Below are 23,147 nucleotides of genomic sequence, written 5' to 3' on the forward strand. Positions count from 1 at the left end.
TGATATCTAGACAACTTCCTTAAATGTTAGCACAGGAAAACGCTTAATTTAAGTCTAAATTTCGGACAAGCCTACTCAGAAAATACGACACAACAAAAACCAGGAGATCATCTCTCCTGGTATCTAGATGAACAACTTAGCTTCCACCAGCCCGCTTCTGGGCATCCTCTAAGCAGCTCCTATACAATTGTTCTTCCGGATGCTCCTTCGTTAAATCCTCGTAGTAGCGAGCTACCTTTTGGAAATAGTACGCATGCACATCTGTAGTCGGAACCAAGCGATGTGGATCCCAGCGATATGTTTCTACGCGATATGCCTGACCTTGCTCCTTTGTCCATAAGGCAATTTCACAAAGTCCATCCGAGCCATTTCGTGTAGGCATATCTTCAATTTCCACATGTGAATAGGTCGTGCCAGGAGGAATAACACGTTGAAATCCAGACTGCGTCCATTGGATAATATCCAACTCTGCGGTTTGCTCACTAGCATTTTCCCAACCGATGATCACGTCCCAGCCTTCTCTACGTGAGATCGGCGCTGCTGCAAAATCCTTTACAGCCTGCTCCCTGCCTGTAGACGCCGAGGCAATCGGGAACCAGTTGCCCGAGTACTCTTTCAAGGAGAACAAATATTGACTATCTAAATATCTATACAGAGCTGTGATTTCTTGAAATCCATCCCCATCTACATCGGCATAAAGTATCGCCGCGGGATTTCCCTCCTGCTGCAGTACGACAATCTCGGCCTCCTCAGGAATACAGCTGCGGACGACAGAAAGAAAATCAATTGAAGACAAGCTCATCGTTATCCCTCTTTTCGCATCTTCTCAACACAAGTATATGCGGAGGGGAACTTGGCACATGATTATCATTCGTAGAGATGCTTTGTAGTTTCGAAGGATTAGGCACTCCCGCGCTGCTCATTGTGCAATTGATGGACGCATTGGATAAAACGTACGGTCTGCGTTTGAGCTCTCATAACGACTGAATGGGTATGCGCACGGCCACCCCAGCCATATTTGACACCGTTTAGGAAATCACCGGAAGTAACGCCTGTTGCTGCGAAGATGATATCGGAATCTCCCACTAGATCACGCATGCTTAATACTTTCGATGGATCGGAAATCCCCATTGCTAGGCAACGTAGACGTTCTTCCTCATTCTCTGGCAGCAAACGACCTTGCAGCTCGCCTCCCATACAGCGCAGTGCTGCGGCAGCAAGCACGCCTTCAGGTGCTCCACCTGAGCCTACATGCAAATCTATGCCTGTTTCGGGAAAAGCGACCGCCATGGCACCTGCCACATCACCATCGCTGAGTAAATAGATTTTGACACCAAGCTTACGCAAAGTAAGGATGTGCTCGGCATGCCGATTGCGATCCAGAATGGAGACGGTCAGCTCGGAGATCTGCTTTTGCAGCAAACTTGCGGCCTTCTGAATGGTTACCTCCAGCGGATCATCCAGACTCAACTTACCAGCCAAACGCGGCCCTACAGCTAGCTTCGCCATATACATATCCGGGGCATGGAGTAGATTCCCTTTCTCAGCAATTGCGACGACGGAGAGTGCATTATTCCGACCACTGGCCACAATGTCTGTTCCCTCTAAAGGATCGACGGCAACATCAAATTCCGGCCCTGCGCCACTACCTACCTCTTCTCCGATATAGAGCATGGGAGCTTCGTCCATTTCCCCTTCTCCGATAACAACGGTCCCGCGAAAAGGAACGGCACTGAAATATTCACGCATCGCAGCCGTTGCCGCTCCATCCGCATCGATCTTATTCCCTTTGCCCGTCCAGCTTGCCGATGCAATGGCTGCGGCCTCCGTTACCCGTACGATTTCCAACGACAAGTCTCTATGCATGAGCAATCCATCCTCCCGAAATTGGTTTGATTCGTTATATGATGCGCTACGATCTTTCGGCCAAGATTAAGCCTGCTGTTTCTTCAATTGCTTTCTCACTCACATCAATTACGGAACAACCCAACTCACGATACAATTTCATGGCAAAAGCAATTTCTTCCTCTATGCGATCTTTCGTTGCATATTTAGCACCAAATGGAAGACCAACTGCTTTCAGCCGTTCCGTGCGAATGCCAATTAATTTATCTGTACTCATGGTGAGTCCAACCAATTTTTTCGGATCTAACTCAAATAAAATACTTGGTGGTTTTACCTCGGGTACTAGGGGATAATTCGATACTTTATAACCTTTATGCGCCAAATAGATGCTAAGTGGTGTCTTTGACGTTCGTGATGGCCCCAGAAGTACGATATGTGCTTGCTTCATCGTGCTTGGATCCTTACCATCATCACTATTAACCGTAAACTCTACGGCTTCAACCCGTTGATAATACTGTTCATCCAGCTGATACAACAGCCCCACCTTGCGTTTAGGCGAATCCTTGAACGTATCAATAAAGGCTTGCATCATCGGACCCATAATATCAATCGCATTCACGTTCAAGCGAATGGCTTCTTGCCGCATCATTTCTCTAAGCTCTGGCAGCACCAGCGTGTACGCAATAAATCCCTTTAGTCGCGAAGCTTCTTCTACAATGGCTCGTACTTCATCTTCTGTTCGGATAGAACCATGTCTCTTCACGCTAACCTGACTTGCATTGAACTGTCGAATCGTTGCTTGTACAACCGTATTAGCTGTTTCCCCTACCGAATCCGAACACACGAAAATGGTATGCAGCTTCTCTCCCATGTAAATTCCCCCTGATTTACGTACCCCGCGCTACATCCAGCAGCAATTTGGTCATCGTTGTTTTCGTAATTCGGCCAACCACTTCCAAGCCTTCCCGACCTTCAATAGCATGAACGACGGGCAAGCTGTCGACTTCATGGTGAATCATCTTCCGTGCGGCCTCCACCACACTATCTTCCGGCTTCACTGTAATGATGTTCGGTTGCCTTGTCATTACTAGCGAGACTGGCATCGACGTTGCCGTTGCATGTCCAAGTGTAACCTTAAGCAAATCCTTACGTGAAACAACGCCAGCAAGGGTTCCCTCTTGATTGACAATCATCAGACTCCCTACATTTTCCAGAAAAAGTGTAACGACTGCATCACTAACTGTAACCGTCTCACGAAGGATGACGGGAATGCCCATCACGTCCTTCACCTTCATGGATTCGATCAATTTGAGTGGCGCATGTACGTCGAGTGCTGCAGTGCCGAGAAAATAACCTACCTTTGGCTTCGCATCGATATGCCGCAGCATGACTAATACGGCTAAATCCGAGCGAATGGTTGGTCGGCTAATGCCCAACAGCTCCGCGATGCGTTCCCCCGCAATAGGCGCATATTTACCGACAAGATCAATAATTTCTAACTGGCGAGCCGTAAGTTCGATGATGCTTCCCTCCTAATGCCACGTAATACCGTTATATAGTATGTTCTATTTATTATATATTGTATATTATATAACACTTAACTGAAATATAAAGTTGTTTATTGCCTATAAAAGAAATATTTATCACCTATTTCTTGCTAAAAGACAAAAAAAACGCCAATCCAGCCACAACGGCTGAAAAGACGTTTCATTCTAATCTCCCTGAACTCCCTACTTACAAGAAAAACACGATGCCCAACATGCCTGCACAAACAATCACGAGAAAGGGATGCAGCTTATATTTGACAATAGCTAGGAAAGCTCCACCTGCAATGAAAAGTGTAGCAATCTGGCGCCATGTGACACCCGTGCGTACTGATCCGAAGGAAGTCAGGCCAAAATGCAGCGCCGCATACACGATAAACCCAGTCACCACAGGCTTTAATCCATAGAAGGAGGATTGAAACCATGGGTGCGAGTGCCAGCGAAATAAGAATGCAGCCACGAGAATGATAACAATTAGCGAAGGAAGTACCATCCCTAAGGTGGCCAATATCGCCCCAGGGATTCCCGCTGTCTCATAGCCAATTAATGTCGCGCTGTTCGTGGCAATCGGTCCTGGACTGGATCCTGCTAATGCGATCACATGATAGAATTCATCTACGGTCATCCATTGATGCCGCTCGACCTCGAGCTGGATGACGGGAATCATGGCATAACCGCCGCCAAAGGAGACAAGTCCGATTTGGAGAAATGTGAGAAATAATGGAAGCAGCATTTGCCAAACACCCCATCCCTATATGCCATCTGCCATATAAAAATCGGCAGTCCTGTTGTCCTTGCTCGTGGAAGGTGGAGAAACTGTATGCGTAACGAGTTTGTTCCTGCCCCATTTGTTCTTCAAATGCGTTGCAATCATACCTACCACTACGCCAAGTACGACCAACACAAGAGGTGAGATGGGAACCGCAATCATCACAATCACCGTTCCTATGGCAGTCAGAAGTGTGAGCTTATCTAAGATTGCGGATTTAGCCATTTTATATGCAGCTGCTGCAATGAGGCCAATAATTGCCGCATGGATCCCTTCCATGATGGCTTGCATTTTGGGGTAATGCTCCAGCCAAGCATACAGCAAACTAAGCAGCAGAACGATGATGAAGGTCGGCAATGTAATCCCAACAATCGCAGCAACTGCGCCCGAAATGCCCGCAAGTCGGTATCCGACCAGCGCCGACACATTGACACCAACGCCACCCGGAGCTGCGCCGGAAATAGCCAAAAGTTCAGACATCTCATCGTCTGTCATCCATTGCTTGTGGGTGACCACTTCTCGTTGAATGGCAGGAAGCATCGCATAGCCGCCACCGAATGTGAGCGGGCTAATGCGTAAAAACACCCAAAATATAGCGATAAGTTTGCTCGGTATGTTCTTTAACATGATGCTCAACCTCCTCTGCACTTAATTCTATTTTGAATTAAAGTCACAGAGAAATCCAATCAATTTTCGTGATCCAACACAAAGAAACTGCTTATAATTCGGGACTTTCACCCAATTAGCAGTTTCATCGATAATAAGTTTAATTTATTTTGATATAAATGGGCGAACTTGCTTCTTCATTGCCCTATTTGTCATGTACACACCTAACACGATGGAGAAGGCTCCAATCAAGTGATATAGCTGCAAGGACTCCCCAGTAAAGGTGGTTGCAAAGATCGCGCTAAACAAAGGGATAAAATTGAGAAATCCCGCACAACGCTGAGGGCCGGCAAGCTCAATCGCTCGATTCCAACTCAGGAAAGCAACGATGGAAGCAAAGATACCCACATAGAATAAACCGCTCACTAAGCCGGGACTCCACGTAACTTGCGGTGCTCGGATCGCCCACTCTATGGTTGAGCTTGGCAGCAATACAACAAGTGCTACTGATATTTGAACCAGCAAAAAAGGACTAGCAGGGAATTTCCCTGCCATCCTTTTCATGCCGACTGAGTATAAAGCCCAGCAGATAACGGCGACTAGCATGAACCAATCACCTTGATTAACCGATAATCGGAGAATCGCAGACAAATCGCCCTGACTTATAATCCAGCACACACCTACAATCGATACACCGATTCCTGGCAGCGCCCACCAGGCTAGTCTTTCCCTCATCACTACCCAAGTGATCAAGACTACAAAAATAGGCGTCGCTGAATTCATTAATGACGCATTAATAGAGCCTGTATATTGAACAGCAACATAGGTCAGTGAGTTAAATCCTGCCACGCCTGTCAGCGAGAGAAATAGCACCATTTTCCAATTAGCAAGAAATTCATGTTTGAGCCGCCAAGCTGCTTGGCCAAAAAAAGGCAGTAAACATAAGAAAGCAATTCCCCAGCGAACCGTCGCTAAAGTGATGGGAGGGATTTGCAGAACGAGTGCTTTACCCGCGACAAAGTTACCTCCCCAAATGCAGGTTGCGAGAATTAATAAGAAATACGGTGAACGTTTCAGCATAGTTGCACTCCTTTAAGATCTTACGAGCTATTGCGGCACAACAAGTTTACCACCTTCCCGCAGATCTTAACAACCGTGCTTTATGAATCATCTTCCAGAAAACAAACCTCACAGAAACAACCAAGGGGAATCATTTCGCGCAGATAGCGCATCAGACTGTCCTTCTCAGACTCACTCATTTGCTTAAGCGCATCGAAATCAAAATGAATCATACTATGGATCACATCATAATGCTTGAAACGCAAACGCCCATAGGGAAACTGTCGATTAATCGCAGCTAGAATACCAAATTGATTCAGGTTCGTGCGCAGCGCCGTTTGAACAATTTCGACAGGCACCTCTTCTACTAATGGCACTTTGTCTGCGCGAACCGCACAGTAAGCTTTTACTTGAAATACAACGTAGGGGTACAAGTAAGCGTTTGCATATTTCTCTACATTAAGTGCATCCTGCTTCGTTAGTTGCAAATCCTCCGTCCATGCATAAATCGTTGCCCTATATTTATCTGAAGTGTGAATTCGGATGTACCTTAAATGGGGAAAGCGAGTTTTCACAAGCTTTTCCGATAAAAGCCGTGTTCCCACTAAGACCACCTCTTTCGTTCCTGGGTTGTAGGATTAGTATATGCATGAAAACAAAAACAGCCATCCTTTTACTTTGAAAAGGTAGCTGTCTTTGTCTACTCATCCACCTTATATCATGATTCCCTCACTCAACTATATTCGGGAACTTGGCCTAATATGATAGACAAGCTATAGGAAAAGCCGCCACTCAAGGTCAAATGACCTCAAGGGACGGCTTCTTGTGCTGCTCTTCTTACAAACCTTTCGCCTTCAAGAAGGCTTGCCATTGCTTCGTCGTTTCCGCATCAATCTTGTCTTGACCCGCAGCTTTCAGCTTGTCGATGTATTTCTGCAGTTGGTCCGCAGGATCTACGGCACCTGTTTCAAGAGCAACTTGGAACTCGTTGTCTACGGCCGTCACATTGGCAACCTCAGATTTGATGGTGTCTCTGTTCACATCAAAGCCATAGGAAGCCGGAACCATGGCGCTTTCGTTCAATTTAATCGTTTTGTCCCATACATCAGCCGTCTGCGCACCTTTCAAGTAGGCATTGAATTGATTACCGAACACCCAATCTACATTCGGCGCATACCCAGAATCCTTGATCGGTTCGATATACTTATCATCTTTCTTCGTGTAGTGCTTGCCTTCCACACCATTCGAAATGAGGTTGTATAACACTTTATCCGTATTCAGCAAGTTAATAAACATAAGGGCACGTTCTGGATTTTTAGATGTTTTGGAAATAACCTGCATCGCACTCGCCACACCAGTAAAGTAAGAGTCAGAAATCGGCACGTACACCACAGCGTTACCGCCATTATTAGCCATTTCATCCACTTCGCCGCCAGGTTTTGTTGTAAACTCAAGGCTGACAGCCACTTTTCCTTTTTTCTTGAGATCCGTGATGTTTTTCACTAGCGGTGCATCCTCATTAATATAGCCTGCTTTCGACCAGTTGTGCATCGTCGTGTAGAAGTCCTTCTTATTCAACAATTGTTGAATTTTCGTGATGGATGTGTAGGTTTTGTCATCCTTTTTGTAAGCGACTGCAAGACCGTCTGCATTCACCAAATTAGGATCGGTATAGAGCCCCCAAGAATTCATAGCCATTCCGAATGGAATAACATCCTTTTCGTTAGTCTTGATCGTTTTCAAGAAAGGCTCGAGGTCTTTATAGGTTTTAATTGAATTGACATCCAATTTATATTTATCAACGAATTGTTTTTGAATAACAAGACTCTTGGTCTTCGCAGCGATTTGATACACAGGGAAGCCATAGACTTTCCCATCGGTCGCTTTCATATCTGGCCAGAATTTATCTGGAATGTTCTTCCTCGCCTGAGCCGCATATTTACTAATCATCGCTTCTGGCAGCTCCAGGAGTGCTCCTTTATCGATGTTCGGTTGATAGCCTAGAAGCCAATATTTCGAGCCCCATGCCACATCAAAGGCTTCGCCGGACGCCATAATGGTATTCAGCTTTGGATCATATTCATCAAAGGAAAGAGGCTTTAAGTCTACCGTAGCATTGATTTTACTTTTCAAATACTTATTGACTTCCTCATTCACAAGTGCTTGATCTTTACCAGGCGGATTACTTGGGTAATAGAATGTCAACTTGACTTCTGGCAGCGTGCTTGGTGCAGGTGTGGCGGAGGTTGCGCTTGAAGTTGCTGGCGTTGTTGCCGCCGGCGATGCTTTTTCACTTGCCGTGTCGGTCTTGCATCCAGCTAACACCGTCATACTCAGAAGCATAATGGCTACACTGCTCAGGTACATTTTTTTTCCTTTTTTCAAGCTTCACACCTCCATAATAAGTACCCCTAAGTTTATTAGATTCATCAAACAAACCTTACCAACGCAACGCTCACCTCCTCTCAGCTTTTTAATGAACCTACCGTAATTCCTTTAATAAAGTACTTCTGGAAAAAAGGAAACATAAACATCATCGGCCCACCTGCTACCAAAGCCATAGCCATGCGAACAGATAATGTGGGGAAGTTCGCGAACTGTAATTTACTTGCCGTCTCCGCTAGAGGTGAATTCGCGAGAAACTCAATTTGCGATAAAATGCGAACGAGCAGCAGCTGAAGCGGCACATATTTATTATCGTCAATAAACAACAACGCATTAAACCAATCATTCCAATAGGCAAAAGAAATGAATAAGCCGAGCGTCGCTAGTGCTGGTGTTGATAGCGGCAAAATAATGCGATAGAAAATACGAACCTCGCTAGAGCCGTCAATCTTGGCAGATTCGATGATTTCCATCGAGATTTTATCGAGGTAGCTTTTCATAATAATGATATTGAACGGATTCATCAGTAACGGGATGATGAGTGCAAGCATCGAATTTTTCAAATGGAGATACTGCGTCATTAGCATATAGAACGGAATGGTGCCGCCATTGAACAATAACGTAAAGAAGATATAGAACGTTAGGGGGCGATGATAGCGAAAATCGCGTCGCGACATCGGATAAGCCGTCAGAGTCGTTAACAATAGCGATAACACGGTTCCAACGATTGTAATGACAATCGTAACTCCATAAGATTTCATCCAAATTTCCGGTGATTTCAAAACAATTCGGTACGCTTCTAAGCTGAGTTCTTTTGGAATAAAACGATAACCATACTGAATTAAACTGTTCTCCGAAGTCAGCGACACCGCAATAACGAGCACAAAGGGGATGATCATCAACAGACAAATGAGCGTAAAGAATACATGGATATACCAAATCGATGCTGTTTTAACTGGTTTTGCTAATGCAAGTTCCATAGGACTCCTAAGCCCCTCCCCCACTAAAATAGTGCGTTATCTTTGTCAATTCGGCGAACTGCTGCATTTGCTGACACGATGGTAATTAAGCCTACAATCGATTGCAGAAAGCCCACAGCCGCACCAGAATTGATGTCGCCAAGCTTCGAGAGCGCACGATACACATACGTATCGATTACATCTGTTGTCGCTAAGTTAGCTCCTACATTATTCGGAACGAAATAATGCAACCCGAAGTCCCCTCGGAAAATATTGCCCAGGCCCAAAATAAAAACAATGATAATTAATGGTTTCATGAGGGGCAATGTAATGCGAAAGATCATCTGAACGCGCGAAGCGCCATCCAATTTAGCAGCTTCATAATATTCAGTATTAATTCCTACGATTCCCGCGTAGTAGATCAAGGTTGAGAATCCAACACCTTTCCAGACAGCCACCACAGGTAAAATAAATAGCCATGGTGTCGTTTCCAAATACCATTTGTGTGGGGATAACCCGAAGGTCGTCAGAAACGTATTGAGATAGCCGCTTTTATGCTCTAAGAAGCCGTACGCAATGTAACCAACTAAAACAAGCGATATGAAATACGGTAAAAATAAGGTAGTTTGATACACTTTCACCATGCGTCCACTAACTTCATATAACAAAATGGATAAGATTAGCGCCGCCAATGTGCCAAGTAAGATGTACGTCATGTTGTACAATAAGGTGTTTCGAATAATCCGTAGGGCATCCTGCGATTTAAATAGGAATTCAAAATTTTTGAGCCCGTTCCACTTACTCCCCAGAATCCCCTGATCATATCTGAAAAATTTGAAGGCTAGGATGAGACCAATCATAGGGAAATAGGCAATGACCAGTTTAAACAAGATGCCTGGCATTGCGAGCAACAGCAGCTCTCGATTTTTGCGCAGATGTTTGAACTCCTGTATAAGCCATCGGTTTTTGATGGGATGTGATTTCCTCATTGTGCTCCTCCTCCATATTCGTATCTTGCCACAGGATAAAGCGTTTACATAGCGTAAGATTTCCGAATTCATGTACAAAGCTTATGTACAATGTTCGAATTACTCTCTTTTTTACCATCAAAAAGTGCAAAACCGCCCTTCCATGCACCAAAAGGTGGAAGAAGTGGCGGCTGGTCGTATTCCTTGCCCCTCTTATGAAATGGATTTCTTCATGCGGTATTCCTTCGGCGTACTGCCGAATTTGGCTTTGAACAGCCGGAAAAAGTAACTCGGATTCGCATATCCGCATTTTTCCATAATATCTAAGACCGAATGATCCCCATTCTCAAGTAACTGTTGCGCATGTTTGAGTCGAATATCATTGATATACTCCGTTAACGTTAGCTGGCAGCTATCCTTAAATAATTTGCCCAAGTAAGCTGATGACAGCTTGACGGTTGAAGCAATGGTTTGTTGGCTGAGGTTAATATCCGCATATTTCTGATGAATAAGTTCTTTGACCGTTTCAAGGATCATGTCATTGCGTTCCACGTTGGACGGTTTCTGACCCTCACAGATTTGGGCACATAAGGCCAGCAGAGCGACGTACATCTCTTCCAACGTCTCTTTCTCTTGTGGGATGTGATGAATATAGTCGACATTGAAGCTCATCTTCGTAACCCGATTTTCCATAATCTCAACGACTGTATATTTGATCACCCAGGCTAGGTTCGTTACAGCGCGATGAATATCATGATAATGAAAAGTGGCAAAAAGCGAGAATGCTTTCTCTAACTCGATACCAGCCTCCGTCATTAAGCCCTTCTTCAAGCTCTCCGATAATTTGCGCTCAATCGCTTCTGGGATGGATACTCGCTTGTTCGCGTTGTTTTCCTTGACCATTTCACTCGTAATGATGGATTTGTAGCCGAAAATAACCGTGTACAAGCTGTTTTGTAAAGCTTGGGTATACCCGGATGACAGCTGCGTCAGCTGCGTAATCGGGTCACTAAGCCCACAAGACAGACTCAAATCGTAGTACGTCGCAATCGTTTGCTGAATCTCTTCCAGAATGGGAATCATCCGATCCATTTCACTTGACGACGCTGTATCATTCCGTGAAACAATAAGGATGACATGATCCCCCCATACCTCCACTGCTTCACAAGGATATGTCTTAGACATCATTTCCTGCGCAATATTGGTGATGGCAAAGCTGTGCATCTTCTTTAAGGCAAGGTCTGTATGACTTGCATACGCTTGAAAATGGTCCAATCGAAGTACACACACCAGAATGTCGGATGGATAGACAATGTTTAAGCGATGCTTTTCGATCAGATGGATCATGTCGTGATGGGAAAACATTTGACCGTCTGTCAGAAATTTGCGGATGTAATACTTATTTACGATGTGCTCGGAACTAATTTCCTGCAGGGTATGGGATAACGCTAAATAATTCTCACTCATCGCATGCAGTTCATCACCTTCGGTTCGCCTCGTGTGTTCATCACGCGGATGCTGGAAGCGAATGCGGTGCAGCATATCTTCGATCGGGTGATACAATTTGTAGGACAACCAGACCGAAATACCAATGGCGATCAAAAGTAATACACCCGAGACCAGCAGTGATTTGACACGAGTCTGTGTGACCTCAGCCATCAATTGGTCATACGACTGAACATACAGGATCGTCCAATTCGGAATTGGATCTGCCATATAGGTAATCATACTTTTATTACCTTCAACGTCCCCAATAACAAAGCCAGACGGTTCGTTCGTTGCAAGCTTATGATCCATAATGTAGTTGTGTATGGCGTCTTGCGTCGATGACTGCGCATAATCACCTAAGGCGTGGGAAGAATACAAGCGGCCTTCCTGATCCCCCATCAGAATATCACCTTGCGATCGGCTGCCCGTGTCGTTCATTTTCTTCAAACTATCGAATACCCAATCGGATTTAATGTAGAGTACGATGGCTGATTCACCGCGTGAGAAGGGTTTTAAAGAGTCGGTTACAACAAAAGCGAACGCATCGATCTGTCCATCCTCGTGTTCAAGGCTCACTGGGATGAGTCGGGAAGTTTCGTGCATCTGAGAGGGGTCTAACAGCCAATCGAAAATTTTCTTTTTGGTAACGCCGCCGTCTAATAGGAAATTGCTGGTCGTCCCGTAAATCTCATTTTGCGTATGATTATAGACGACCATGGAATGTAAGAACGAGGAACTGTCCATGATACTGGACATGCGTTGGTAGCTGCGGATTAAATCCATCTTGGGTAAAGTTTCATCAAACATCAATGGAATTAGCAGGTTATCCTTAAAAACGAAGTAGGATAAATGCGTGATGATTTCATTCATATAGGAGAAATTGTATTGCATTTGTGTGAGGATTTTCAGATTGGAATCTTCTTGAATCCGTTTGACTGACTTCTCGAGTAAATACGTATTGGCAAACGAGGAAGCTAATAGGACGATTACCATCGATAACATGATAGAGCTCAGTACACGCTGCAAATATTTCTTGGATTTATAGAACCCGAAGCCTTTCAAGACGACCAAGCCCCCTCACATGCTCGCGATATTATTGTGGTCCTATCCGGGTAACATCAATGTCTACCCAACCAAGTGCATAGGCTGGTGAATCCGATTGGAGCCGCATCATCCCATCCGTTGACTGGATGAACCTTGGATCGGCGATCGATGTATTCGCGTCAAACTTACCTCCTAGTAAGGAACGCCATGACACCCAGTCATAAACATGACGATCCAGTATGTCAGCACCGGATGCTGGTAGAGGGAGCTTGCCAGCAATCTGACAAATGCCTTTAGTGTGATCTTGCCAATAGAGATTCCCATCTGCTTCAGCAAATTTATCATCGCGCCAATTGACGAAATAATAGAGATAACCAGAATTGTAAATAATGTTTCCCTTCACCCTGACATCCTTATTGTCTTCGCCTGCCATTTCTTGTGTACCAATCGCAGCAATCGCATCAGGATTCGAGACCAGCAAATTTCCTTGAATGAGGTTGCCAATCCCTTTGGAAAAAATGAGCATCCACAGTTTACCTTCCCCTGTAGAATAGAGGTGCGTCAACACATTCTGAGTCACTGTAAAGTAGTCCGAAGCATCATCTAAATAAATGCCGAAGCCGAAAGAGAAATGAATTCCGCTGTGGTGTAAGCGGTTCCCATGAATGATATTCTGAGTCCCGACACCCCACGATTCAATTAATCCGCCATCCTGACTATCCATCATGACATGCGAAATATCATTATAGGCTATGTTATTATTCCGTGTGTGCAGGAAGTCCCAGTGATTCTCCCAAGAAACCGGTATGTCATAAATCATTGCTGGCATGACCTTATGACGCAAGCCTTTCAACGATATACCGTATCGAGGCATATGTGAAATCAAGTTATGTGTGATTTCATTGTGTCCGCTTTGATAGAGCAGAATCCCGCAACCATGTCCAATCAGCTCTCCACCATACCGAATCACGTTATTCGTGATCGTATGGTCTTTATTCGTGTACGATGCTGCCGCCGAGGTGTAATGCCCTTGAAGCGGTGAAAATCCGGAAGCACATATGCCCATATATCCCATATGTTCAATGCGATTATTGCTTATCTGGATGTTCCTCACCTGTTGATCCAAAAATAAGCCGCAGCTGCCTGAATTAACGATCTGGCAATGTGAGATCTCAATATGAGCCGCATTCTGCATGTAAACCATGCCTTCACGATGCTCATCTCGCTCCACGTTGCTCAAGCCCTCGTCTTCTTGAATCATTTGATAATCAGACCAGAAGTCCGAGCAGGCGAATTGGAGTCCATGAAAATGAAGATGCTGAATAGGCTCATTATGATCGTTGCCTCTCAATTCAATCAGCCTTGTTACCGTTGGGACAATGACTTCTTGCTGTAACGGTATTCCTTTTTTCGGTTTGTAATAGAGCCAGCCTTCCTTCTCATCCAAGTGAAATTGACCAGGCGCTTGAAGAAAATCGAGGGAGCCTTGAATAAAATAACGCGAGCCCACGCCGATGTCCCAAATCGAAGGTTGCTGGAATTGCACAAATCTAGCTTCCGCATCGTGAGCTTTCAAAGCCCTCAGCTCGGAAAACCAATTCCACTCCCCTTTTCCAGGCCACAGGAATACCTGCGCTTGAGAGAGATCACTTCCTTGTGGAATATCCCCTTCGCGGTAATGGATTCCTTCTATATAGCTTTCCTCTGGCTCTCCCTCTACTTGGAAGTAACCCGTTGCCGGAAGACGTGCTTTGGTTAGGCGCTCACCATCTGCATATAGCGTATGGAAGCTACTTCCAGTCCCCCACCACGCTCGCCACATGTCTGAGCTATAGGGTTCCCAATTCGTAATAGCCTTGCCTCCTACGATAGTAACGACGTCCCCAGGCACATTACGATACGTTACGCGGTAACCATTTCTTCCGGAATCTCGCTCGTCGAATTGCCATGTTGTTTCTACATAATAGGTGCCGCCGCACAAAAACACGATGACATCGTGATTCATCCCGTTTTGGATGCGATTCCGAACTGTCATCTGTGCTTTCGTTATGGTTAAAAACGGCTTTTCTTTACTCCCATCGTGATCATCATTCCCAGTTGTCGCTACATAGAATTGGGCTGCCAATGTCATGAGCTTACTCCTTTATACAACATGATAACCTTATTTATGACTAGGAGCTTGTAGGTATACCTCTTTCGTGCGCTTAAAAACCTCATTTGTTTATTCGTTGACTTCCTCTATTCTTCCTTCTTCCTCCCAGCCAAAAATGTACGCATCACTTGCTCCGCTTTCTGCGTGAGCAGCTCAGATGTGCGGCTCATGGCTTCCTGAAGTGTCATAGGACCATTCACGATGCTGTAAATACTTGTGATGCCGTATTCATAAAGTTTCTCAATCCCCTGCCCAACGGATCCTGATAAAACGATAACTGGCACGCCGAGCTTCGCTGCGGCTTGTGCAATCCCCATCGGGGCTTTGCCCGAGGCGGTCTGTGCGTCTGTCCGCCCCTCGCCAGTGAATACAAGTTGTGCATGCTGGAGATGCTCCATCAACTTGGTATTCTCAATGACGACATCAATACCTCGCTTCGTGCTGGAGGGGAAGAAAGCTTGAAAGGCACCGCCAAGTCCACCTGCCGCGCCAGCACCAGGCTGATGATGCACAGCAATCCCCGTATGCGATTCCATCTGATCTGCCCAATGCGTGAGCGCCTTATCGAGAACTTCAACCATCTCCGGTGTCGCACCTTTCTGCGGACCAAAGACATGGGATGCCCCTTGCGGTCCAATGAATGGATTGGTGACATCGGAAGCAATTGTAAACCGAGATTCAGCAATACGCTCGTCCCAATTGGCGGCATCAATATGCCTAAGATGAGTCAGGGCTTGACCGCCTGCCCCAATCTCGCGCCCCTCTTCATCCAGGAGCCTCAAGCCCAACGCTTGGAGCATGCCGCTTCCACCATCGTTGGTTGCACTTCCGCCAAGGGAAAGAATGAAGGAACGATATCCCTGATCGAGTGCATGCTTGATTAGTTGACCCGTCCCGTATGTAGTCGACAGTAACGGATTCTGCTGTTCCGTGGGAACGAGCATAAGACCAGATGCTGACGCCATTTCAATTACGCACGTAACACCGTCTCCGAGAACTCCGTACATAGCCGTCACCTGTTCTTGCAGCGGCCCTTGTACTTGGAGAGTAATCTTCTCGCCATGTGTTGCCTGAACTAGACTATCTACAGTTCCTTCGCCCCCATCCGCGATCGGAATGAGGATCGTTTCTATCTCGGGCATAACTCGCAGAATCCCGGCTCTTATCGCCTCGGCCGCCCGTTCTGAGCTAAGGCTTCCTTTAAATGAATCCGGTGCGATAATAATTTTCATAGGTCAGCCTCCAGGTCGTTGTATCTAACGTTACTTATTAATTAACTTATACAACGCTTGGGTACCACTTTCCTCTTCGCCCATTGCCGCTAATTGCTCATAGAGGGATTTGGCCAGAGTCAGACCAGGAAGCTCCACTTTCATTTCCTCGGCTGATTGCAAGGCAATCTTCATATCCTTAATAAAATGCTTCACATAGAAGCCTGGCGCAAAATTATCCGCAATCATCCGCGGTCCCAAATTGCTTAAAGACCAGCTTCCCGCGGCGCCTGTTTCTATGCTTTGCAGCACGGTTGTTGGATTCAGCCCTGCTTTCTTCGCATAAACCAATGCTTCAACGACACCCATCATGTTACTTGCAATGGCAATTTGGTTGCACATCTTCGTATGCTGTCCTGCACCCGCTTCACCTTGATGAACGATATTCGTGCCGATCTTCTGGAAAATAGGCAGCATTTGTTCGAACGAGTCACGAGCGCCTCCGACCATAATGGACAATCGCGCTTCTCTCGCTCCGATGTCTCCACCAGAGACAGGCGCATCCAAAGAGAATAGTTGCCGAGTCAGTGCTTCGTTATAAATTCTTTTAGCCAGAGACGGGCTCGAGGTCGTCAAATCGATCAAATAGCTGCCAGGATGTGCCATAGTGAGAATCCCATTTTGCCCAAAATAAATGTCCTCAACATCGCTCGGAAAACCAACCATGGTCATAATGATCTGACACTTCTGTGCCAACTCCCCTGGTGTTTCTTGCCATACCGCACCCTTCTCTACAAGCTCTTCTGCCTTAGCCTTCGTTCGTGTATAGACATGAACCTCATATCCCGCCTGAATAAAATGCCCTACCATACTTTTACCCATAACGCCTGTTCCAATAAGTCCTATGATTGGTTGTGCTGAATGTTCTGTCATGTGGTAGTCCACCTTTCGTTGTATCTCCTTTTAAACTTATCACCCTCACTCCTTCTGGTCAAACACGGATCGCCAACGAGTAAAATACATCTCTAGGCTGATATCATGTTGCATATCTTGCGTACATATAAAATAGGTGTTTGAAACCCAATTATGTACAAGAAAGTGAGGAAATGTAACGCTATGTCCACTGTACAAAATAATAAAGGATTAGGCATTGTCCTTGCAGGGCTTCTACTTGGCATTCTTATGGCTGCTATGGATAATACCATTGTGGCAACGGCGATGGGGACCATTGTCGGGGAACTTGGCGGATTGGATAAATTCGTATGGGTAACCTCCGCTTATATGGTTGCAGAAATGGCTGGTATGCCGATATTCGGGAAATTATCTGATATGTATGGCCGTAAGAAGTTTTTCGTCTTTGGGCTACTTTTCTTCATGTTAGGCTCCATATTGTGCGGTACGGCAGAATCGATTGTTGAGCTGAGTATTTATCGTGCCATTCAAGGGATTGGCGGCGGTGCCCTTGTACCGATCGCTTTCACCATTATGTTTGATGCGGTCCCCTTGGAATCCCGAGGCAAGTTAGGTGGCTTGTTCGGGGCTGTATTCGGGATGTCGAGCATATTCGGACCGTTGTTAGGCGCCTACATAACCGATTATATTAGTTGGAAATGGGTCTTTTACATCAACCTTCCCTTGGGTATGCTCGCGTTTATATTTATTGCCTTCTTCTATAAAGAATCTGTTGAACATTCGAAGCAGCGCATTGATTGGTGGGGAGCTAGCCTACTTGTCGCCGCCATCGTCGCGCTTATGTTTGCACTTGAATTAGGCGGCAAACAATATGCTTGGGATTCGGCGCTCATCCTTGGTTTATTCGGCCTATTCGCTGTGTTGACGACCACCTTTATATGTATAGAGCGTAAAGCAGCCGAGCCGATTATTTCGTTCGGGATGTTTAAGAATCGCTTGTATGCAACCAGTAATGCGGTAGCGATCTGTAGTGGTGCAGCCTTTATAACGGCATCCGTGTATATTCCGATATTTATTCAAGGGGTCTTAGGCGGGTCGGCCACAAACTCAGGCCTAGTCCTACTGCCTATGATGCTTGGTACTGTGGTAACTGCAACAGGAGGCGGATTCTTAATGACCAAATTCAGCTTTCGGTCCATCATGATACCGACAATCGCGCTGCTCGTTGTGGGCACGCTATTGCTAACGACGCTTTCAGGGGATTCACCTCGGTGGCTCGTAACCCTGTATATGATAGTTATTGGACTGGGTATTGGCGCTTCCTTCTCGGTTCTCAGTAATGCGGCGATTTACGTATTCGATATTCGTCAACGCGGCTCAGCCACATCAACTTTGAATTTCCTCCGTTCCCTTGGCATGACACTTGGGATTACCGTTTTCGGGATTATCCAAAGCCATGCATTTACAAGAAAAATGACTGAAGCTTTCACCGCTGACGGGCAATCACCGATCGCTATGCCAGCAGGCGATTCGCATACTTTGCTGGATCCCGCCAAGAGACTCGACATTCCAGCCCCTGTGCTGGACAAAATCACAACTGCCTTATCCTCGTCTATCGTACTCACCTTCGCTTGGACGATCATTCCGGCATCATTAGCGCTGATCTTCGCCTTTACCATGAGTAAAGAGCAGCTCGATCCTACCAAGGAATTTGAGGGTGCGGCTGGGCATTCGTGAATAAAAAAAGCTGTCCTAAAGTAGAATCTACTTAAGGGACAGCTTCTTTTTTATGTTTAATTAGATACCTTTAAAGGTAAAGGCATATTCATACGTACGGTTAGCGAATAGCGTAAACTCGGGATGTGTTCTTGCCCCCCAGCTGTCGTCGCCACCAACGCCCATTTGCTTGTAGTTGACACGTACCACAACTTTATCACTCACAGGCAGCTTATAAGGATGGTCATGTGCTTCCAGTTCTGAAGGGGAGTACGGCAGCGCATTGAGCTCAACCGTTGGTAAACCTGCGATACGCAATCCACGTCCAGCTGCATTCGTGAGCGTCGCCCAACGAACATCCGTCTTATTGCCGCATTCCTGCGGACGCAAGTACGGAACGAACTGTTCTTCGACGGTTCCGTTATGCAGAGCAAGCTTCGCGCCAACATTGCGATCCCAATGGTTTTCGTGCGGTCCGCGGCCATACCACGCTAAGTTCTCAAAGGAACCAGCCAATTCAAACATGACGCCTACTTCAGGGATTTCTGGCAACTTGTCGCCAGGCGTTAATTGCATACGAACCTCAACTTCACCAGAGGTGGAAACGGTGTATACGAGTTGAACGTCCGACACAGGCTGTGTCGCTAACCCAAAGCGTACGCGAACTTCAGCGCGACCAGAATCCAGTGATTTGGCTTGTAAGGAAAGAAGCTTGCGACCGCTTCCTGCTCCCTGCCACGGCGCACAACGAATATGGTGCTGATTTCCTCGGTCATTATCTGTATACGCGCGCCAGAAGTTCGGCACCGGTCCTGTTTGGAAGAGTTCGACTCCTTCGTAGACGTAGGAAGTCATATCGCCAGTCAAAGCATCCACTCTCAGGGCAAAACGCTCCCCTTGAAGCAAGATGCTATATTCCGAAGTTGTTACAACTTGCACGGCAGTCTCTGTGGTTAGAGCCGCTGCTGATTCCTTCTCCGCTTCCCAATTACGCGAAATCTCAGTAAGATTCGCTACTGGAAGGATAAATTGCTCCCAAGCAATTTCATGTCCCTTTGCAGCCCATAAGGTGTCGGCTTTCAGGGCTAAGCTCAGTGTTAGTACGAATTCATCGTTCGGGAAATGACTTTCCACGGCATCCAACGCAAGCTCAATCGTCGTTGTCTCACCTGGTGCAACGGTATAGGAATTGCTAATCTCACGACTAGCCGCCGCGACACCATTGCGTGTAATTGACCATGTCCAATCAAATTCATTCAAATTCGTGAATAAGAATTGGTTGGTTACTTGGATTTGACCTTTCGCCAAATCTACCGCTTCGAACTTCACATTCTGGTAGCACTTCTTCACTTCGTTCAATTTTGGCGAAACCGAGCGATCTGCGAAGATCAAGCCGTTGCCGCAGAAATTGCCATCATTCGGCGTGTCGCCAAAATCACCGCCGTAGGCATGATAACTGATGCCATCTGGTGTCGTTGTCCGAATGGATTGATCGATCCAATCCCAAATGAACCCACCTTGAAGGACTGGGTATTTATCGAACAACTCCCAGTACTTAAATAAGTTACCGCAGGAATTCCCCATCGCGTGGCTGTATTCACAAAGAATAAACGGCTTCTTCGGCTGGTTTTTGGCGTATTCTTCGATTTTCTCAATTTTGGAATACATTTGACTTTCCATATCCGATGCTCTTTCGGATTCGCGCCACCAGTACACACCTTCATAGTGAACAACTCTGGAAGGATCAGCTTCGCGCAGGAAATCATGCATTTTCAAGAAATTATCGCCACCAAAAGACTCATTACCGAGCGACCAAATAACGATGGATGGATGATTCTTGTCTCTTTGCAGCATGGAGTTCGCGCGATCCAGCACAGCCCCAGTCCACTCAGGCCGACTTCCTGGCACCGTTTCACCTAATTCTGATTGTGGATAGCTCCAGGAACCATGTGTTTCTAGATTGGTTTCGTCAATTACGTATAACCCATACTGATCACAAAGCTCATACCACCGCGGATTGTTCGGGTAATGTGAGGTCCGAACCGCATTGATATTGTATTGTTTCATCAGTAAAATATCCGCAAGCATGCTTTCCTCTTCAACAGATCGACCGCGGTCCCGATCAAACTCGTGACGATTCACACCTTTGAACGTGATGACCTGACCATTGATTTTCATCAAGCCATCTTCAATTTCAAACTTACGGAATCCGACTTTACAGCTTTCTGTCTCGAGAAGCTCGCCTTCTTCATTCGATAAAAGAAGTACCAATGTATACAAGTATGGATTTTCCGCGCTCCATTTGGCAGGACGCTCCATGTTAGCAGACAATTCAATGGATTGCTTAGCTGTATTGCTCGTTTGAACGTCAACACGTAGAGGTGCATCCCACATTGCTTGCTGCTCGCTATCGTATAACATCGCTTCAACATGGTGCACACCTTGACTTTTCAGATCATAATTCGTGATTGTCGCCTGAATACGCAGTTCAGCATCTTCGCAAGCGCTGTCTAGATGCGTGTCTACTTTAAAATCAGCAATATGTGCGGTAGGTGTTGTGTACAGATACACATCCCGGAAAATCCCGCTCAAGCGCCAGAAGTCTTGATCTTCTAACCAGCTTGCATCACTCCAGCGATAAACTTCCACTGCAAGCTTATTCTCGCCCTCGATCAGATACGGCGTAATATCAAAATCCGCTGGTGTAAACGAATCCTGGCTAAAGCCAACCAGATCACCATTCACCCACACGTAGAAAGCTGATTCTACCCCTTGGAAGCTTAGGTACACGGGCTGACCATCCCAACCTTCCGGGATCGAAAAACTGCGCACATAAGAACCGACTGGGTTATATTTTACCGGGGCAAATGGCGGCTTAAGATCCTCGTGACCTACCCAAGGGTAAATGATATTCGTGTACTGTGGAAAGTCAAAGCCCTGCAGCTGCCAATGCGAAGGTACGGCAATTTCCGCCCAATTGCTGCTATCAAAGTCCACTTTATAGAAATCCTGCGGACGTCCGTCTGCATTTTCAGCAAAATGAAATTTCCAAGTGCCATTTAAGTTTTGATAAAATTGCGAAGCCTCTCGAACGCCTGCCAATGCTTCCTCTTCCGTATGATAAGGCATTAAGGTAGCATGAGCCTCTAACCGATTCAATTGATAGATGTCTGGATTATTATTCCATTCAGGATAACCATTCTCGGGTGCTGTGTATACAAATTTATTCGCCATGGATGTTATGCCTCACTTTAGGTTATTGGATTATAAATCAACCTGCTTCCCTCATTGTACAAGACAACTATTTCTTTTAAAATATAAGATACTACGCATCACATATTAAAAAATGAAAGAGATGGACTAGTCATGGCTATTGATTATAGAAAGTTTTTCGTAATTACCGAGACGGACCGCAAGCTCCCTCTGATCCTCGAAACCATCGGATATGAACGCGAGCAGCTCTATTATCAAAGGGAAGAGGGATATCCTTGTTTTCACTGGCTGCAAACCATCGCCGGTAGTGGCGAAATCATTCTAGACAGCGGCCCCGTTAAACTTGGTGAACGGCAAGGCATGCTCCTCGCAGGCGGTGTCCCTCATACGTATAACGTGCCTGACACGCCATGGTCCACGTGGTATTTAACGTTCGATGGCGCGTTAGCTGCATCTATCGTGCATGCCTTGGAAATCCCTTTATCAGCGCAAATCAGCTGGGGGCCTGATACGCCGCTCGCTAATATTCATGAGTATTACTATCATAAATATCGTGATAGTCACGATTTCACCGGAACCAACGGTTCCTTAGAAATCTATCAATTCCTGACGCTGCTTAAGAAGCACGGCATCTTGAACAAAAGTGCCTCCTTCTCGCAAAGTCACGAGCGGCTTCTGCCGCTGCTGCTACAGCTCGAACAAAACTTCGCTGCCGCGCACGTTGGGCTGAGCTGGATGGCTACTCAGCTCGGTGTCTCTGCGCAGCATGTGAATACATTATTTCGTCGCGCTTTCGGACTCTCTCCTTACCAGTATCTGCTTCAGCTGCGCCTGCAGAAGTCCAAAGAAATGTTGATCGCTCAGCCTGATCTAACAGTTAAACACATCGCAGAGGCTACGGGGTTTCTGGATGCTTCGCATTTCATCTCGACATTTCGCAAGGCCGTCGGGCAGACGCCGGATGGTTTCCGGCATCCTTATGTGAAGTGAGTGAAGTGCTGAGGCGGGTGGGAACCGAGATTGAGTCAGGTACCGACGTGTTGGTGCGTGGCTTGAATCCAGATTTATAAATAAATGGAAAAAGCACATCTATTTAGGATGGTTTCGCGTCTTTTTGAAGGATAGATGGAAAAAAGTACAGCTAATCTTCGGCTTAAGCTCGTTTTTAAGGGAAATGTTAAAAATTAACTACGCTTTTTACAGTTAATTGAATTTAGTCGAAGATTTCAATGAAATTAACTACATAATATACAGTTATTGTTATTTTCATCAAACT

General features: G+C 45.9%; 18 protein-coding genes. 2 read left to right on the forward strand and 16 right to left on the reverse strand.

The window, feature by feature from the left end:
• Positions 1 to 136 precede the first annotated feature (136 nt).
• From AC58QM_RS06685 to AC58QM_RS06755, 15 genes are all read right to left on the reverse strand, one after another.
• On the reverse strand, positions 137 to 802 hold the full coding sequence (locus tag AC58QM_RS06685) for a hypothetical protein (protein WP_497282407.1): 666 nt from the start codon (positions 800 to 802) through the stop codon (positions 137 to 139).
• Between the two features lie 98 nt (positions 803 to 900).
• Positions 901 to 1,866, reverse strand: a complete 966-nt coding sequence (gene glpX / locus AC58QM_RS06690) for a class II fructose-bisphosphatase (RefSeq protein ID WP_497282408.1) — start codon at positions 1,864 to 1,866, stop codon at positions 901 to 903.
• A gap of 46 nt (positions 1,867 to 1,912) precedes the next feature.
• The gene (locus AC58QM_RS06695) at positions 1,913 to 2,716 is read right to left on the reverse strand and encodes a pyruvate, water dikinase regulatory protein (protein WP_497282409.1); all 804 of its coding nucleotides are present in this window, start codon (positions 2,714 to 2,716) and stop codon (positions 1,913 to 1,915) included.
• Positions 2,717 to 2,732: 16 nt separating this feature from the next.
• Positions 2,733 to 3,368 (reverse strand): helix-turn-helix transcriptional regulator, encoded by a 636-nt coding sequence (locus tag AC58QM_RS06700; RefSeq protein WP_310225158.1) that lies wholly within the window; start codon positions 3,366 to 3,368, stop codon positions 2,733 to 2,735.
• 211 nt (positions 3,369 to 3,579) lie between these two features.
• A complete protein-coding gene (locus AC58QM_RS06705) occupies positions 3,580 to 4,122 on the reverse strand; it encodes a chromate transporter (RefSeq protein WP_497282411.1) in 543 nt (180 codons plus the stop codon).
• A gap of 18 nt (positions 4,123 to 4,140) precedes the next feature.
• The gene (locus AC58QM_RS06710) at positions 4,141 to 4,785 is read right to left on the reverse strand and encodes a chromate transporter (protein ID WP_497282413.1); all 645 of its coding nucleotides are present in this window, start codon (positions 4,783 to 4,785) and stop codon (positions 4,141 to 4,143) included.
• 144 nt (positions 4,786 to 4,929) lie between these two features.
• Positions 4,930 to 5,844 (reverse strand): DMT family transporter, encoded by a 915-nt coding sequence (locus AC58QM_RS06715; protein ID WP_497282415.1) that lies wholly within the window; start codon positions 5,842 to 5,844, stop codon positions 4,930 to 4,932.
• An 80-nt stretch (positions 5,845 to 5,924) separates the two neighbouring features.
• A complete protein-coding gene (locus AC58QM_RS06720; RefSeq protein WP_497282417.1) occupies positions 5,925 to 6,428 on the reverse strand; it encodes a hypothetical protein in 504 nt (167 codons plus the stop codon).
• 232 nt (positions 6,429 to 6,660) lie between these two features.
• Positions 6,661 to 8,208: an ABC transporter substrate-binding protein gene (locus AC58QM_RS06725; RefSeq protein ID WP_497282419.1), complete on the reverse strand. Its 1,548-nt coding sequence runs from the start codon at positions 8,206 to 8,208 to the stop codon at positions 6,661 to 6,663.
• Between the two features lie 80 nt (positions 8,209 to 8,288).
• On the reverse strand, positions 8,289 to 9,188 hold the full coding sequence (locus AC58QM_RS06730; RefSeq protein ID WP_497282421.1) for a carbohydrate ABC transporter permease: 900 nt from the start codon (positions 9,186 to 9,188) through the stop codon (positions 8,289 to 8,291).
• A 23-nt stretch (positions 9,189 to 9,211) separates the two neighbouring features.
• Positions 9,212 to 10,156: an ABC transporter permease subunit gene (locus tag AC58QM_RS06735; RefSeq protein ID WP_497282422.1), complete on the reverse strand. Its 945-nt coding sequence runs from the start codon at positions 10,154 to 10,156 to the stop codon at positions 9,212 to 9,214.
• Positions 10,157 to 10,348: 192 nt separating this feature from the next.
• The gene (locus AC58QM_RS06740) at positions 10,349 to 12,685 is read right to left on the reverse strand and encodes a helix-turn-helix transcriptional regulator (RefSeq protein ID WP_497282424.1); all 2,337 of its coding nucleotides are present in this window, start codon (positions 12,683 to 12,685) and stop codon (positions 10,349 to 10,351) included.
• A 31-nt stretch (positions 12,686 to 12,716) separates the two neighbouring features.
• Positions 12,717 to 14,798 (reverse strand): right-handed parallel beta-helix repeat-containing protein, encoded by a 2,082-nt coding sequence (locus AC58QM_RS06745; RefSeq protein ID WP_497282425.1) that lies wholly within the window; start codon positions 14,796 to 14,798, stop codon positions 12,717 to 12,719.
• Positions 14,799 to 14,905: 107 nt separating this feature from the next.
• Complete coding sequence (locus AC58QM_RS06750) at positions 14,906 to 16,051, reverse strand: glycerate kinase (protein WP_497282427.1); 1,146 nt, start codon at positions 16,049 to 16,051, stop codon at positions 14,906 to 14,908.
• Positions 16,052 to 16,081: 30 nt separating this feature from the next.
• On the reverse strand, positions 16,082 to 16,963 hold the full coding sequence (locus tag AC58QM_RS06755) for an NAD(P)-dependent oxidoreductase (protein WP_497282429.1): 882 nt from the start codon (positions 16,961 to 16,963) through the stop codon (positions 16,082 to 16,084).
• A gap of 183 nt (positions 16,964 to 17,146) precedes the next feature.
• Here AC58QM_RS06755 and AC58QM_RS06760 point away from each other — a divergent pair, with 183 nt between their 5' ends.
• The gene (locus tag AC58QM_RS06760; protein ID WP_497282431.1) at positions 17,147 to 18,679 is read left to right on the forward strand and encodes an MDR family MFS transporter; all 1,533 of its coding nucleotides are present in this window, start codon (positions 17,147 to 17,149) and stop codon (positions 18,677 to 18,679) included.
• Between the two features lie 60 nt (positions 18,680 to 18,739).
• Here the strand turns inward: AC58QM_RS06760 and lacZ are convergent, their stop codons facing one another.
• Positions 18,740 to 21,892 carry a beta-galactosidase, LacZ type gene (lacZ, locus tag AC58QM_RS06765; RefSeq protein WP_497282433.1) on the reverse strand — a complete coding sequence of 1,051 codons (3,153 nt, stop codon included), beginning with the start codon at positions 21,890 to 21,892 and terminating at the stop codon, positions 18,740 to 18,742.
• A gap of 132 nt (positions 21,893 to 22,024) precedes the next feature.
• Between lacZ and AC58QM_RS06770 the strand changes: the two genes are divergently transcribed.
• Positions 22,025 to 22,861 (forward strand): AraC family transcriptional regulator, encoded by an 837-nt coding sequence (locus tag AC58QM_RS06770; RefSeq protein ID WP_497282435.1) that lies wholly within the window; start codon positions 22,025 to 22,027, stop codon positions 22,859 to 22,861.
• Positions 22,862 to 23,147 lie beyond the last annotated feature (286 nt).

Source organism: Paenibacillus sp. J22P165, assembly GCF_059692015.1.